At 62.4% G+C, this 13,403-nt stretch carries 13 protein-coding genes and 1 pseudogene; 8 read left to right on the forward strand and 6 right to left on the reverse strand.

Annotated elements, in window-relative coordinates:
• Positions 1-50: 50 nt before the first annotated feature.
• The 5 genes and pseudogenes from ASD75_RS17275 to ASD75_RS17295 form a co-directional block, all read right to left on the reverse strand.
• Positions 51-794, reverse strand: a complete 744-nt coding sequence (locus ASD75_RS17275) for a response regulator (RefSeq protein ID WP_056747128.1) — start codon at positions 792-794, stop codon at positions 51-53.
• Positions 764-2,395, reverse strand: a pseudogene (locus ASD75_RS17280) (ATP-binding protein); the annotation flags it as partial. The pseudogene ASD75_RS17280 and the gene ASD75_RS17275, both read right to left, overlap by 31 nt.
• A gap of 6 nt (positions 2,396-2,401) precedes the next feature.
• Positions 2,402-2,680, reverse strand: coding sequence for a hypothetical protein (locus tag ASD75_RS17285; RefSeq protein ID WP_056747129.1), 279 nt, complete (start codon positions 2,678-2,680; stop codon positions 2,402-2,404).
• Positions 2,681-2,733: 53 nt separating this feature from the next.
• On the reverse strand, positions 2,734-3,642 hold the full coding sequence (locus ASD75_RS17290) for an intradiol ring-cleavage dioxygenase (protein ID WP_056747130.1): 909 nt from the start codon (positions 3,640-3,642) through the stop codon (positions 2,734-2,736).
• Positions 3,643-3,855: 213 nt separating this feature from the next.
• On the reverse strand, positions 3,856-4,455 hold the full coding sequence (locus ASD75_RS17295) for a TIGR00645 family protein (RefSeq protein WP_056064456.1): 600 nt from the start codon (positions 4,453-4,455) through the stop codon (positions 3,856-3,858).
• A gap of 213 nt (positions 4,456-4,668) precedes the next feature.
• Here ASD75_RS17295 and acs point away from each other — a divergent pair, with 213 nt between their 5' ends.
• Positions 4,669-6,663, forward strand: coding sequence for an acetate--CoA ligase (gene acs / locus ASD75_RS17300; protein ID WP_056747131.1), 1,995 nt, complete (start codon positions 4,669-4,671; stop codon positions 6,661-6,663).
• A gap of 273 nt (positions 6,664-6,936) precedes the next feature.
• Complete coding sequence (locus ASD75_RS17305) at positions 6,937-7,410, forward strand: hypothetical protein (protein WP_056747132.1); 474 nt, start codon at positions 6,937-6,939, stop codon at positions 7,408-7,410.
• Between the two features lie 165 nt (positions 7,411-7,575).
• On the opposite strand, the gene ASD75_RS17310 is transcribed toward ASD75_RS17305, so the two are convergent.
• Positions 7,576-7,881, reverse strand: coding sequence for a c-type cytochrome (locus tag ASD75_RS17310; RefSeq protein ID WP_056747133.1), 306 nt, complete (start codon positions 7,879-7,881; stop codon positions 7,576-7,578).
• 115 nt (positions 7,882-7,996) lie between these two features.
• Here ASD75_RS17310 and ASD75_RS17315 point away from each other — a divergent pair, with 115 nt between their 5' ends.
• The 6 genes from ASD75_RS17315 (at position 7,997) to ASD75_RS23785 (ending at position 13,358) form a co-directional block, all read left to right on the forward strand.
• Positions 7,997-8,239 carry a TIGR04438 family Trp-rich protein gene (locus ASD75_RS17315; protein WP_056747134.1) on the forward strand — a complete coding sequence of 81 codons (243 nt, stop codon included), beginning with the start codon at positions 7,997-7,999 and terminating at the stop codon, positions 8,237-8,239.
• A gap of 76 nt (positions 8,240-8,315) precedes the next feature.
• Positions 8,316-9,353 (forward strand): GDP-mannose 4,6-dehydratase, encoded by a 1,038-nt coding sequence (gene gmd, locus ASD75_RS17320; protein WP_369817502.1) that lies wholly within the window; start codon positions 8,316-8,318, stop codon positions 9,351-9,353.
• A gap of 55 nt (positions 9,354-9,408) precedes the next feature.
• Entirely contained in the window at positions 9,409-10,533 is a 1,125-nt protein-coding gene (locus ASD75_RS17325; protein WP_056747218.1) for a glycosyltransferase family 1 protein, read from the forward strand.
• Positions 10,534-10,570: 37 nt separating this feature from the next.
• Positions 10,571-11,374, forward strand: a complete 804-nt coding sequence (locus ASD75_RS17330) for an ABC transporter permease (RefSeq protein WP_056747135.1) — start codon at positions 10,571-10,573, stop codon at positions 11,372-11,374.
• Between the two features lie 26 nt (positions 11,375-11,400).
• On the forward strand, positions 11,401-12,162 hold the full coding sequence (locus tag ASD75_RS17335; RefSeq protein ID WP_056747136.1) for an ABC transporter ATP-binding protein: 762 nt from the start codon (positions 11,401-11,403) through the stop codon (positions 12,160-12,162).
• A gap of 29 nt (positions 12,163-12,191) precedes the next feature.
• Entirely contained in the window at positions 12,192-13,358 is a 1,167-nt protein-coding gene (locus tag ASD75_RS23785) for a YncE family protein (RefSeq protein ID WP_156401046.1), read from the forward strand.
• The last annotated feature ends 45 nt before the right edge of the window (positions 13,359-13,403 follow it).

A 13,403-nucleotide genomic window follows, 5' to 3' on the forward strand; every position in this document is an offset into this window, starting at 1 on the left:
TTAAATTGATAGTTATCGGACCCAGGGGGGTGTCGCTGGCAGCCTGCCCGTCAGGCCGCTGGCGTGCCCTCGTGGTTCGGGTCCAGCGCAAAGCCTACGCCATACACCGAGCGGATCCAGTCGCTGCCGTCCGTGCTGGCGGCCTTGAGCTTCTTGCGCAGGTTCTTGATGTGGCTGTCGATGGCGCGTTCGTTCACATCCAGCGTGTCATCATAGGCTTGGTCCAGCAGCTGGGCCCGCGAGAAGATGCGCCCCTTCTGGCGCGCCAGCACCTGCAGCAATTTGAACTCGCGCCGCGTGAGGCCCAGCGGCGTGCCATGCAGCGTGGCCTGCCAGTGCGACTCGTCCAGCATCAAGGCGGCAAGTGGTGTGCTGGCGGAGGAAACCTCCTGCGCTGCAGCGGTGCGGCGCAGCACGGCCTTGACACGGGCCACCACCTCGCGCGGCGAAAACGGCTTGCAGATGTAGTCGTCCGCGCCCAGCTCCAGCCCGATGAGGCGGTCCACCTCTTCCACCCTGGCGGTGAGCATGATGATGGGGTGCTGCGTGTGGCGCCGCGCCTGGCGCAATATCTCCAGCCCGTCGATGCCGGGCAGCATGATGTCCAGCAGCGTGAGGTCGGGCGGCGTGGTGAGCATGCTCGCCAGCGCGGCGCGGCCCTCGGCCTGGTGCTCCACCGCATAGCCCGCGTGGCGCAGGTAGTCCACCACGATGGCGGCGATGTCGGGTTCGTCTTCGACGACAAGGATGCGTGGGCTCCTGGTGCCGGGTTGTCCAGAAGGGGCAAGTTCAATGTGATGCGCAGCCCGCCCAGGGGCGAGGCCTCGGCCGTCAGCGTGCCGCCGTGGGCGAGCACGATGGCGCGGCAGATCGCCAGGCCCAGGCCTGATCCGCCGTGGTCGCGGTTGCGCGAGGTTTCTGCGCGGTACAGGCGCTCAAAGATACGGGGCAGCTCGTGCGCGGGCACGCCGGGCGCGCTGTCGTCCAGCTGCACCTGCAGCTGGGGGGCTCCATCGGCCGGTGGCAGCAGGCGCGCCGCAATGCGCAGCAGGCCGCCCGCGTCGGTGTAGCGCAGGCTGTTTTCCAGCAGGTTCAAAAACACCTGGTGCAGCTGCTGCGCGTCGCCGCGCACCAGGGGGGCCGGCTGGGCGGCGCCTGGTGCGGCCAGGGCGGCCAGGGCGTCCAGGCCGCTGGTGTCCACATCGATGCCCGCCTGCGCCAGGCGGGGGCGCATGGAGGCCAGCGCTTCGTTCAGCAGCGACAGCGGGTGCACGGGCACCTGGGCCGAGGGTACGCTGGTGCCCACCGCATCCAGGCTGGCGCGCAGGTCGCCCACCAGCTGGATCAGGCGCATCACCTGCCGGTGCAGGCGCAGCGCGGTCTTGTCGTCAAAGGGGCGGATGCCATCCTGCACAGCCTCGATCTCGGCGCGCATGGCGGCCAGGGGCGTGCGCAGCTCGTGGGCCACGTCGCCCAGCCATTGGCGGCGGCTGGCTTCGATGCTGCCCAGTTGTTCGGCCATGGTGTTGAAGGTGTGGGCCAGCTGGGCCAGCTCGTCATTGCCGTGCACGGGCACGCGGGTGTGCAGGTGGCCCTGCGCAATGCCGCGTGCGCCAGTGGCCAGGGCCTCGACCGGGGCCAGCCAGCGCCGTGCCAGCCAGCCCGACAGGACCAGCGCCAGCGCCAGGCCGGCCAGGCCCGTCCACGCCACAAAGCCCAGGTGCTGGGCCAGAAAGGCCTGGTCGGCCTCGCTGCGCACGCCCTGCGGGGGCGCCAGCACCAGGTGCCCGATGGTCTGGCCGCCGGCGCCACGCAACGCCAGGCGTGCGCCCCCCGGCTGGGGCGGTGTGCCTGCGACCAGCTGATCTTGTGCATCGAGCAGGCCCAGGCGGGGGTAGATGTCATCCGGGTGGCGCTGGGGTGGCGCTGGGCCCCGGTCCAGGGGGCGCAGGTCGCCGGGTGGAGGTGGGGGCGGGCTGTTGCCAAGGTCAGCGCCACGGCCACTGTCACTGTCACTGGCATTGGAAGGAGGGGGGTTGGCCGTGCCAGGAGGCTCCGACGGGAGGCCGGGCGGCGAGCCGCTGGGGGGGCGGGCGCCACCCGGCCCGCGTGGACCGCCGCCCGGGTGGGTCAGCCGTCCCCACAGGGACGACTGCCCGCGCAGGCTGTCCCAGCCGCCTGCCTGGGTGTGGTGGGCCTGCAGGCGCTCGGCCAGCCAGTCCATGCGGGCCAGCTCGATCTCGGCCACATACGGCCCCAGGCCCCGCTGCAGGCCCAGGCGCGAGAACCCCACAAAGATCAGCAACAGCGCCAGCAGCAGGGCGGCCAGGGCGATGAAGGCTTTGCGGTGCAGCGTCAGATGGGGCACGGGGACGAGGGAGCGCAGGGGCGGCATGGTGGGTCAGCGGGCGGGGGGCGGGCCACCTGCGCCGGGGCAGCCAGGCCCGCCAGCGGGCATGGCCACCAGGGTGCCGTCCATTGTGCGGCAAGTGCCTGCGAGGCTCTTGCCGTCGGGCATGGTCAGCGTGACGGAGGCGCCTTCGGTCTTGCCCTTGCAGGCGGCGTAGGCCTCGGGTGGCGGGGCGGGCGGCGTGCCGCGGGATGGCTGGGCGTGGCTGGGGAATGCTGCGGCGATGGATGCCAGGGCCAGTGCGGCCAAAAGGGTGTGGATCTTGAACATCGGGCGTCTTTCTGAAGATCGAAACAACAGGGTGAATGGAAGAAACGAGGTGCTCAGACCGCGATCGAGATCGTGATGCTGGCCGAGTAGCCGCCGCCGGTGTTGGCCTGCATGGTGGTCATCTCCAGCGTGGTGCCATCGCTGAAGACGTTGTCCGTGGCAAACGACATGGAGGCCAGGTTGCGCACGCTGGCGCTGTAGCCCGAATTGCTGCTGTAGATGCTGCTGAGCAGTGCGGTGGGGAAGGCCAGTTGCGTGGTCTTGATCTTGTTGGCGGCCTTGGTGGCCGATGCAAGCGTGGGGTAGATCTCCAGGTGCATGTGCGGCATGCGGCCCGCATAGCAGCCCGGAACGATGGTGGTGAAGGTCACGGTGCCGTTGGCGTCCGTGGCCTGCACGCCGCGCAGGTAGTTGTCGGCGATGTTGTTGGAGGTGTAGACCGAGTAGTTGCCGTCTTGCGTGCAGTGCCACAGGTAGATGGCGTAGCCCGACAGCGCCGCGCAGCTGGCGCTGGTGTTCGTCAGCGTGATGGTGATGGTCAGCGGCACGCCGCTGACCTGGGTGGACGAACCCACTGAACTGCGGATGTCCGAGCGCACGATGCCGCTGAGCGCGAGCACGTTGTAGGTGTTGTTGCTGGCCGTGGAGCCGTCGGCAGGGTAGGGCCCTGCGGTTTCCTCGGGGACGACGGAGCAGGTGGTGGTTGTGCCGGTGCCTGTTCCGGTGCCAGTGCCCGATCCGGTACCGCTGCCGGTGCCAGACCCGGAGTCCGTGCTGCTGCCAGAGTCGGTGCTGGTGCTGTCACTGCCGCCGCCGCAGCCCCACAGGGAGGCGACGCCCAGCGAGCCGAGCGCGCTCAATGCCAGGCGGCGGCTGGTGGCGGTGTATGTGGACGGGGAGGCTGCCGCAGCGGGTGCTGGCGCCGCGGCTGCGGTCGGGGAGAGAGAGGACAGAGGGGGCATGGATTTCTCCTTCGGGTGGGTCTGCACCGCACTGTGCCTACCGATTGAGGAGAAATCTGGGAGCGCCCAGGTCGCTGGGTACCGAAGGGTGCTTGCTTCAAAATTGATAGCTGCCGGCGCATATGCAACCGGCGCTACCGGCACTTTTGACTGATATTCAAGTCCAGGAGGCTCCCCCGGCGTTGCCGGGGAGCGTGGGGACCGTCTCCGTGCTCAGTGGCGGTCCGACGAGTGCGACATCAGCCGGTCGGTCAGCGCAATGGCCAGGGCGCTAAGCAGGAACACCACATGGATGATGGTTTGCCACATCAGCACCTTGAGGTCGTAGTTGGCGGCGTTGATGAAGGTCTTGAGCAGGTGGATGGAGCTGATGCCGATGATGGCGGTGGCCAGCTTGACCTTGAGCACCGAGGCGTTCACATGGCTCAGCCACTCGGGCTGGTCGGGGTGGTCTTCGAGGTGCAGGCGCGAGACAAAGGTCTCGTAGCCGCCGACGATCACCATGATCAGCAGGTTGGAGATCATCACCACGTCGATCAGCGCCAGCACCACCAGCATGATGATGGTCTCGTTGAGCGCGGTGACCTGGAAATCACTCTTGTAGCCAATGCTGGACACCAGGCTCTGCAGGGCCGCCGTGTTGCCAAACGCGGCTTCGATCAGGTGCACCAGTTCCACCCAGAAATGGAACACATACACCGCCTGCGCCAGGATCAGGCCCAGATACAGGGGCAGTTGCAGCCACCGGCTCGCGAAGATCATGGAAGGCAGGGGGCGCAGTGGCGCTGGGGGCTTGTGTTGGGGAGAGGACATGGCACTCGCAAAGGGTTGCAGGAGGCGCGATTTTAGGGGGGCAGCATGTCCCTGCGGTGGCAGGTGGGTCTGCGCAGCCGGTGGCCCGGCCCTTGGCGACAGGCGCGCCGCAATGGCTTACTCTGTAAGCTTCGCGCCAGTCAGTGGCCTGTAAGTGCCGCGCCCGACAGTACCGCCCAATTCCAATTCCCATTAGATCCAGGAGACAACACCATGAGTGCGCCCACATCCGCCATCGAGTCCGTGCTGGTTGAGAACCGCGTGTTCCCGCCCTCGGACGCCATCGTCAAAGCCGCGCGCGTGTCCGGCATGGCTGGGTATGACGCACTGTGTGCCGAGGCCGAAAAGGACTTCGAGGGCTTCTGGGCGCGCCAGGCACGCGGCAACCTGCAGTGGACCAAGCCTTTCACCCGCACGCTGGACGAGTCCAACGCGCCGTTCTTCCAGTGGTTTGCCGATGGCGAACTCAATGCCTCGGCCAACTGCCTGGACCGCCACATCGGCACCGCCACCGAGAACAAGACGGCCATCATCTTTGAAGCCGACGATGGCACGGTCACCAAGATCAGCTACAAGGAACTGCTGGCCCGCGTGAGCCAGTTTGCCAACGCGCTCAAGGCCCATGGCGTGGCCAAGGGCGACCGCGTGCTGATCTACATGCCCATGACCATTGAGGGCGTGATCGCCATGCAGGCCTGCGCCCGCATTGGCGCTACGCACAGCGTGGTGTTTGGCGGCTTTAGCGCCAAGGCCGTGCACGAGCGCATCATCGATGCCGGTGCCGTGGCCGTCATCACTGCGAACTACCAGATGCGTGGTGGCAAAGAGCTGCCGCTCAAGTCCATCATCGATGAAGCCCTGGCCATGGGCGGCTGCGACACCATCCGCAATGTGTTTGTCTATCAGCGCACAGCCACGGCCTGCAACATGGTGGCCGGGCGCGACAAGACCTTTGCCGAGGCACTGGCGGGGCAAAGCACCGAATGCGCACCCGTGGCCGTGGGCGCCGAGCACCCTTTGTTCATCCTCTATACCAGCGGCTCCACCGGCAAGCCCAAGGGCGTGCAGCACAGCACCGGCGGCTACCTGCTGTGGGCCAAGATGACGATGGACTGGACGTTTGACCTGCGCGCCGATGATGTGTTCTGGTGCACGGCCGACATCGGCTGGATCACGGGCCACACCTACGTCGCCTACGGCCCGCTGGCGGCAGGCGCCACACAGATCATTTTTGAAGGCATCCCCACCTTCCCGAACGCAGGCCGCTTCTGGCAGATGATTGAGCGCCACAAGTGCACCATCTTCTACACAGCTCCCACGGCCATCCGTTCGCTCATCAAGGCTGCCGAGGCTGACGAGGCGGTACACCCCGCGCGCTCTGACCTGTCGAGCCTGCGCATCCTGGGCAGCGTGGGCGAGCCCATCAACCCCGAAGCCTGGATGTGGTACCACAAGAACGTGGGCGGCGAACGCTGCCCCATCGTGGACACCTTCTGGCAGACCGAAACCGGCGGTCATGTCATCACCCCGCTGCCCGGCGCTACGCCGCTGGTGCCCGGCAGCTGCACGCTGCCTTTGCCCGGCATCACCGCGGCCATCGTGGACGAAATGGGCAACGACGTGCCTAATGGCGCCGGTGGCATCCTGGTCATCAAGCGCCCCTGGCCCAGCATGATCCGCACCATCTGGAACGACCCCGAGCGTTTCAAGAAGAGCTACTTCCCCGAAGAACTCAAGGGCTACTACCTGGCAGGCGACGGCGCGGTGCGCAGTGCCGACCGGGGCTACTTCCGCATCACCGGCCGCATTGACGACGTGCTGAACGTGTCCGGTCACCGCATGGGCACGATGGAGATCGAATCCGCCCTGGTCGCCAAGACGGATCTGGTGGCCGAGGCCGCCGTGGTGGGCCGCCCTGACGACGTGACCGGTGAAGCCATCTGTGCGTTTGTGGTGCTCAAGCGCTCGCGCCCCACCGGCGAGGAAGCCAAGCAGATCGCCAACGAGCTGCGCAACTGGGTGGCCAAGGAGATTGGCCCCATTGCCAAGCCCAAGGACATCCGCTTTGGCGACAACCTGCCCAAGACCCGCAGCGGCAAGATCATGCGCCGCCTGCTGCGCAGCATCGCGAAGGGCGAGGCCATCACCCAGGACACCAGCACGTTGGAGAATCCGGCAATTCTTGATCAATTGGCGAAGGCCAATTGATCAAGAAGGGAGCCGCAGGCGCCCGCGCGGAGCGCTTGCGGGGTTTGGGGACACTCATATCCTGCAGCGATGTGATGTGGCCACAAAACTCGTTGATCACCCCGGTACGTGATCGAAGCAGCGGGCCCGCTCACCCGGCGGGCCTGCAGCGCGCTTTGTAGGACGTGATCTCCAATCACTCCTGCGCTAGCAGCAATTACCCGTGTATGCGTTACAACGGCAGCATGGCGTGATCGGCCACCCTGGCCGGACGCTGCTGACCGGAGATTTCCCATGCACTTGCGTTCCATCGTTTTGCTGTTGACGGTGCTGGTGATTGCTGCACTGGCTGCATTGAACTGGCCTGCGCTGGCCGCCCCTTCCCTGGTATCGCTGGGGGTGGTGTCATTTGAAGCGCCGCTCGGGTTGCTCATGCTGGCGCTTACCGCCTTGTTGGGCATCTTCTTCGTGGCCTACGTGTTGTCGCTGCAGGGCTCCGTACTGCTCGAAACCCGCCGCCACACCAAAGAGATGCAGGCCCAGCGCGAGCTGGCTGACAAGGCCGAGGCGTCCCGCTTCACGGAGCTGCGTACATTCCTTGAAATCCAGCACAGTCAGGCCCATGCGGCGGTTCTGGCACGGCTGGACCACCTGGAAGCCCGCCTGGCTGCCCGGGCCGAGGAGTCTGACAACACCACCGCGGCCTATGTGGGCCAGCTGGAGCAGCAGCTGCGCTCCCGCAATTCGCTGGTGACCCCCATCGTGTAGGGCCTATCCTGTGGGTGATGTCCTGGAAGGCGCAGGTACGGTCTGCGAACTCAGGGGTCAAACGGGCGTCGTCTGCAGGCATTAAAAAAGCCGCGTCACTGATCGTGCGCGGCTTTTTGCTGGGGCCGGGGCGGTAGAAACCGCGGCCACCACAAGGGCGGCAAATTACTTTTGCGTCAGTACCCAGGCAGCGAGCTTCTTCGCTTCGGCGTCACTCACTTGCGCATTGGCGGGCATGGGTACTGGGCCCCACACGCCAGAGCCACCCTTGACGATCTTGGCAGCCAGCTTGTCCACGGCGTCCTTCTGGCCAGCGTATTTGGCTGCCACGTCCTTGTAGGCCGGCCCCACCAGTTTCTTGTCCACTGCGTGGCAAGCCATGCAGTTCTTGGAGGTGGCCAAGGCCAGGTCGGCCATCGCGGGTGCCGCAACCGACAGCGTCAAGGCGAGTGTGATCAGGGAACGCTTCATGGTGGGAATTCCTGTGGTTGAGTTACAGTGCTTTTAATGCGATTGTAGTGACTTGGGTTGACACGCAGTTGTCCCTGGTCAATCCCGCTTTTCGCGGCATTCTTTGGAGAGAGCGATGTATCTGCTGGGTCTGTCCCTTCTCATGTTGGCACTGAAATATTTCGAGATCGGCCCCGTGGCCACGTGGTCGTGGTGGTGGGTGCTGGCGCCCTTCGCGGCCACAGCGCTGTGGTGGGCCTGGGCTGATTCCACCGGCTACACCAAGCGCAAGGCCATGGAAAAGATGGATCAGCGCAAGAAGGACCGCATCAACAAACACAAGGAAGCACTGGGCATTCGCCCGCGCAAACCGCGCTGACAAGATGGCCCTTAAAAGCCCTGTTTTTTCGCCCGAAGAGGGCATTTCCAAAGCTGTGTGCAGCAAAGAGTCAATCATCGTTGCTCGTCATAAGAAAGCCGTCGTAACGGGTGTAACTGGGCAAGATGGTGCCTACTTGGCAGATTTTCTGTTGAAGAAGGGGTATCAGGTCATAGGAACTCACCGAAGGGCGAGCATAGTGAATACTTGGCGCCTTCGTGAGCTAGGCGTGCTTGACCATCCTTGTTTTCTCCTCGTCGATTTTGACCTCGCGGATTCGAAATCTGCGGTTGAGCTTATGCAGAATTTTCGTCCTGACGAACTGTATAACTTGGCTGCGCTGAGTTTTGTCGGATCGAGCTTTGACAGCCCTGCAACCACTGATTTGATTAATGGCCAGGGTGCACTGAATCTGCTGGAGGCTATCCGCCTCGTGGACACTGAAGTACGCTATTACCAAGCCAGTTCTTCGGAGATGTTTGGCGATGCGGAGTCGTCACCACAGGATGAGCTAACTCCCTTTAGACCACGCAGCCCTTATGCAGTTTCCAAGCTATTTGCCCATCGTATGACAGTCAAATATCGGGAGCTCTACGGTTTGCACGCTGTCAGCGGTATCCTTTTCAATCACGAAAGTCCCCTTCGGGGCACTGAGTTTGTAACACGGAAAATATCCAGCGCAGTAGCTCTCGCTGCAAATAGGCATGAAGGCGTATTGAGACTTGGAAATCTGGACGCTCACCGCGACTGGGGTTTCGCGGCTGAGTATGTCGAAGGCATGTGGTTGATGGTGCAGGCTGACCGGCCGGATACCTACGTTTTAGCTACGGGCCGCCGACGGTCTGTTAGAGATCTTTTGCGCATATCATTTTCGGTCATTGGCGTCGAGTTGGAGTTTGTAGGAAGCGGGGCCTCGGAAGTTGCGATAAATGCGGAGACTGGTCGTGTTGTTGCGAGTGTTGATGCGACTTTCTATCGTCCTGCCGATGTCCATCACCTAGTGGGCGACGCTACCAAAGCACGTACTGATCTGGGCTGGCAGGCGAATACTACGCTGGAGCAGATCTGTCAGATGATGGTTGAAGCAGATTTGCTGCGCACCAATGCGGCGTAGGCTATTTTGTATTTGATCGCTGTTCAGAGTGACGGCTGTTTTGCGAATGGGTGCGATGAAAGTTGCTTTTGGCGTCAGCGTACTTGCACGGTGCACGCGACAGGGAGGGGTAGATGGAATCGGCACCTATACCCGCGAGTTAATGGCGGCCATGCCAGAGTCTGTGGCATTGCAGCCTTATCTCTTTGATCTTCCTGCTAGTGCTTGGGTCGGGGAGGTACCTGCTGTTTCTCTGGGATCCTTTCGTCAGCAAGCACTAGCTGCCTTTCTTCCTTGGATAAACTTTAATCAGGCACGCAGCGTGCTCGGTAGCGGAATTAATCTGGTCCATGCTTCAGACCATCTGGTGCCTCGTCTACCTGGTATCCCAACCGTGGCGACAATATTTGATGCCATACCGCTATCCCATCCGGAATGGGTTCGATACAGTTTCAAAAGCCTGAAAAATGAACTGTGGCGGCGGACTGCGTTCTGGGCGCAGCACGTCATAACTATCTCAGAGTATTCCCGCCAAGAGATCACTTCCCATTTTCGAATTCCTGAGGACCGGATCACCGCTATCCCGTTGGGCGTGGGGGCGCAGTGGTTTGTACCGGTTGAACAAACCCAGGAAGCTGCCGTCCGGTCGCGTTATTTGCTTCCGAAGGATCGCTATTTTGTGTGTGTCGGCACCTTGCAGCCGCGCAAGAACATCGGACGCCTCCTGTGTGCCCATGCCAACCTTCCCGAACATGTGCAGAGGGAGTGCCCTCTGATTATTGTCGGCAAGCCAGGCTGGGGGTGTGAGGACGTCGTAAACCGCTTGACTGGCGGACAACTAAAGCATGTGCGGTGGTTAGGGCACCTGCCAGATGCTGAGCTTCAGGTGGTCATCAAGTGCGCGACGGCGTTGGTGTTTCCGTCTTTGCATGAAGGGTTTGGCTTACCCGTGTTGGAGGCCTTTGCTGCAGGCGTGCCTGTGGTGACCTCCAACACGACCTCCATTCCGGAGGTTGCAGGCGATGCGGCGCTGCTGATAGACCCCCTGCGTATTGACGAGCTGTCGGATGCGATGTGTCGAATCATTGAGGACCCCGGACTGGCCGGCCAACTGCGGGTTCGCGGACGTGAGCGCGTGCGTGGATTTACCTGGCAAGCATGTGCCGAGAAGACGCTGCGCGTTTACGAGTCGATGATTTAACTTTTTTGCGATGACAACACATCCCACAGCGCCAACCATGTCTGCGCGCCAGCGCCAGGTTCAACTGCTCGGACGAGATGTCTGGAATGCCATGTTGGCGTGGCGCTTTTGGTGTTTCATGGGCTGGAATGATGTTGCCAAGCAGTATCGGCGGACGTTTCTGGGGCCAGTGTGGATTACGTTCAATACGGCCCTCTTCATCGTGGCATTCGGCTTGATTGGCGCGCAGCTTTTCAAGTATCCGGCTGACTGGTACCTGCCATATTTCTGTGCGGGGCATGTGCTGTTCGGGTATTTCAGCGCCCTGATCAATGAAGGCGCGCTAACGTACATCGCGTCGGATGCCTTCCTGAAGCAGACGCCCTACCCGAAGATGGCCTTTGTCTTTCGCACCGTGTTCCGATGCACCATCTTGATGCTGCACAGTGCAGTGATTGTGCTTGCAGTGTTGTTGTGGGCGGGACGCTTGGGGGACGTGCAGTGGGGAGCATTGCTGGGAGCCTCCTTGATGACTCTGCTGGCAGCCACTTTCACCGTCGCCATCCTTGGGGGATTGGCGGCTCGTTTTCGTGATGTGACGGTAGCGCTCGGCAGCCTGATGCAGGTGAGCTTTTTTGTGACACCTGTTCTGTGGGTGCCCGACCAGCTGACTGAGCGCGCACAGTGGGTGGTGCATCTCAACCCTTTGGCGCTGTTTCTGGAGCTGATGCGTAGCCCCCTTATGGGATCCGTCCCAAGTCCCAGCAGCTGGGGCGCCGCGTTGGGGGTGATTCTGCTGCTGGCCTTGATTTTCTTCTGGCAATACGTGGCGATCCGTCGGCGGATTGTGTACTGGTTGTAATCCCCGTTCCCTTGCAGCATCCAAATATGGCCCATATCCAGTTGACTGGCGTATCGATTGATTTTCCCGTGTTCACCGCAAGGTCTCGGGGGTTGCTCAACACGGTGCTGGGGCTTCCCCGGCGCGAGAAGGCGCGCGTGGAATCCAGTGGTTTGCGACAGGTCAGTGTGCATGCGCTGCGCGACGTGAATCTGTCTCTGCGACCTGGCGACCGTGTCGGCCTGATCGGATCCAATGGCGCTGGCAAGACCACGCTGCTGCGTGTGCTGTCCGGTGTCTACGAGCCCATGCAAGGCGAACTGAATTTCGGTGGCAGAGTGGCAGCCCTAACGGACATCATGCTGGGCATGGATGTCGACGCCACCGGCTACGACAACATCATCATGCGGGGCATCGTCATGGGGCTGACGCGCAGGCAGGCCATGGATCTCATCCCTTCAGTAGAGACGTTCACCCAACTTGGAGAACATCTGCAGTTGCCTGTGAGAACGTACTCCCAGGGCATGCTCTTGCGGTTGGCATTTGCTGTGTCCACCAGCGTCGTTCCCGATATTTTGCTGATGGATGAAATGATTGGTGCCGGTGACGCACAATTTTTCAGCCAGGCCAAGGATCGCATCAATGGCCTGATTGAGCAGGTTTCCATCCTGGTGCTGGCGTCCCACAACGAGGTCATTCTCAAGAGCTTCTGCAATCGCGCATTGGTCATGAAGGATGGACGCATCGTGATGGACGGACCCGTGGATGAAGCCCTGGCTTTTCATAACCAGCAGCAAGGAGTGCTGTAGTGAGAGTGGCATGTACGGGCCCTCAAGAATTGCTCGATGCCGTGCTGTCGATGGGGCGAACCGAAGATGTGAGCTGGTCGCCCGATGGACGCCGCTTGGTACTTGCTGCAATCACTCTGGATCGTTTGCTTGTCGTGGGGCTGGACTGTCAGCTCGAGAGTGGTCGGCAGGTGGTTTGTCTGACGGATGCGGTGGAGATATCCTCCACTAGTCTTAGACGCCCCCACGGCGTTTGCTGGGTGGGCAATAGTGTCATCGCAGTTGCCAGCCGAGAGGGCAATGTTTCACTATTCAAAGTGCCTGAGGCAGATGGCCTGACCTCGGCATGCGACCTTCGGCCGGTGGCGGTGATCGGTAAGCGTGAGACAGAACTCCTCAGCACTCCTGGAAGCTTGTGCATACGTGATCTGGGCGCGGACCTGCACGAACTTTGGGTATGCAACGGCTTTTCCCATTACGTAACCCATCATCTGCTGGATGCCGCGAGCGGCTTTGCCCATCTGGACGCCCAACAGCTCATGCACAAGGGGCTGGAGTTGCCGGACGGGATAGCGTTAGACGCCAACGGGGAGTGGGTGGCCGTCAGCAATCACGATCATCACGCAGTAGCGCTCTACCGCAATGACGAGTTTCTTGATCCCGGCAAGGAGCCGGCAGTGCAACTCGGTGGAGTCCACTATCCCCATGGCCTGTGCTTTGTTGCGGGCGGTCGCATCTTGCTTGTTGCGGACGCGGGAGCCCCCACCGTAGCGGTGTTCTACCGCGCTGTGCCGGGGTGGCAGGATCTGCCTGAACCGCACCGTTCGATACGGGTGCTGGATGACGCAGTGTTTCAGCAAGGCCATCACAACCCCCGTGAAGGTGGCCCCAAGGGCATTGATGTGCACGAGCCCTGGGGCTTGATGGTCGTCACCTGCGCGGAGCAGCCGCTGGCCTTTTTCGATATTGGCGAGATCGTAGACGGCGCGCGGGGACAGGGGCATGAAAACGCCTGTGATGCGACGCCTGCAGACCGGATGCGCGTCAACACGCTTCGGCTGGTGCGCGATGTCACCGCGCGCGAGGCCGCGGTGACTGCTGCCGTCCGAAAAGAGGTGGAGCTGATGCGTATGAGCTGGTCGTGGCGTCTGACTGCACCATTGCGGATGGTGACTGACCAATGGATTCGGTGGCGATCCAAGCGGCACCCAATTTAAAGGGAGCTCCAGCCCCGCCTGCAGTCAGACGCGGGTGAGGGCGCA

Origin of the sequence: Acidovorax sp. Root568 (genome assembly GCF_001427445.1) — a bacterium.
In the GTDB taxonomy this organism is placed as follows: Bacteria; Pseudomonadota; Gammaproteobacteria; order Burkholderiales; family Burkholderiaceae_C; genus Acidovorax; species Acidovorax delafieldii.

What these genes read in the sequence shown, in the direction of transcription:
- ASD75_RS17335 (WP_056747136.1), top strand. Translation starts at nt 11,401, where the DNA reads ATGGCCCATATCCAGTTGACTGGCGTATCGATTGATTTTCCCGTGTTC.
- ASD75_RS17325 (WP_056747218.1), top strand. Translation starts at nt 9,409, where the DNA reads ATGAAAGTTGCTTTTGGCGTCAGCGTACTTGCACGGTGCACGCGACAG.
- ASD75_RS17285 (WP_056747129.1), bottom strand. Translation starts at nt 2,680, where the DNA reads ATGTTCAAGATCCACACCCTTTTGGCCGCACTGGCCCTGGCATCCATC.
- ASD75_RS17330 (WP_056747135.1), top strand. Translation starts at nt 10,571, where the DNA reads ATGTCTGCGCGCCAGCGCCAGGTTCAACTGCTCGGACGAGATGTCTGG.
- ASD75_RS17310 (WP_056747133.1), bottom strand. Translation starts at nt 7,881, where the DNA reads ATGAAGCGTTCCCTGATCACACTCGCCTTGACGCTGTCGGTTGCGGCA.
- ASD75_RS17305 (WP_056747132.1), top strand. Translation starts at nt 6,937, where the DNA reads ATGCACTTGCGTTCCATCGTTTTGCTGTTGACGGTGCTGGTGATTGCT.
- ASD75_RS17295 (WP_056064456.1), bottom strand. Translation starts at nt 4,455, where the DNA reads ATGTCCTCTCCCCAACACAAGCCCCCAGCGCCACTGCGCCCCCTGCCT.
- ASD75_RS17290 (WP_056747130.1), bottom strand. Translation starts at nt 3,642, where the DNA reads ATGCCCCCTCTGTCCTCTCTCTCCCCGACCGCAGCCGCGGCGCCAGCA.
- ASD75_RS17315 (WP_056747134.1), top strand. Translation starts at nt 7,997, where the DNA reads ATGTATCTGCTGGGTCTGTCCCTTCTCATGTTGGCACTGAAATATTTC.
- acs (WP_056747131.1), top strand. Translation starts at nt 4,669, where the DNA reads ATGAGTGCGCCCACATCCGCCATCGAGTCCGTGCTGGTTGAGAACCGC.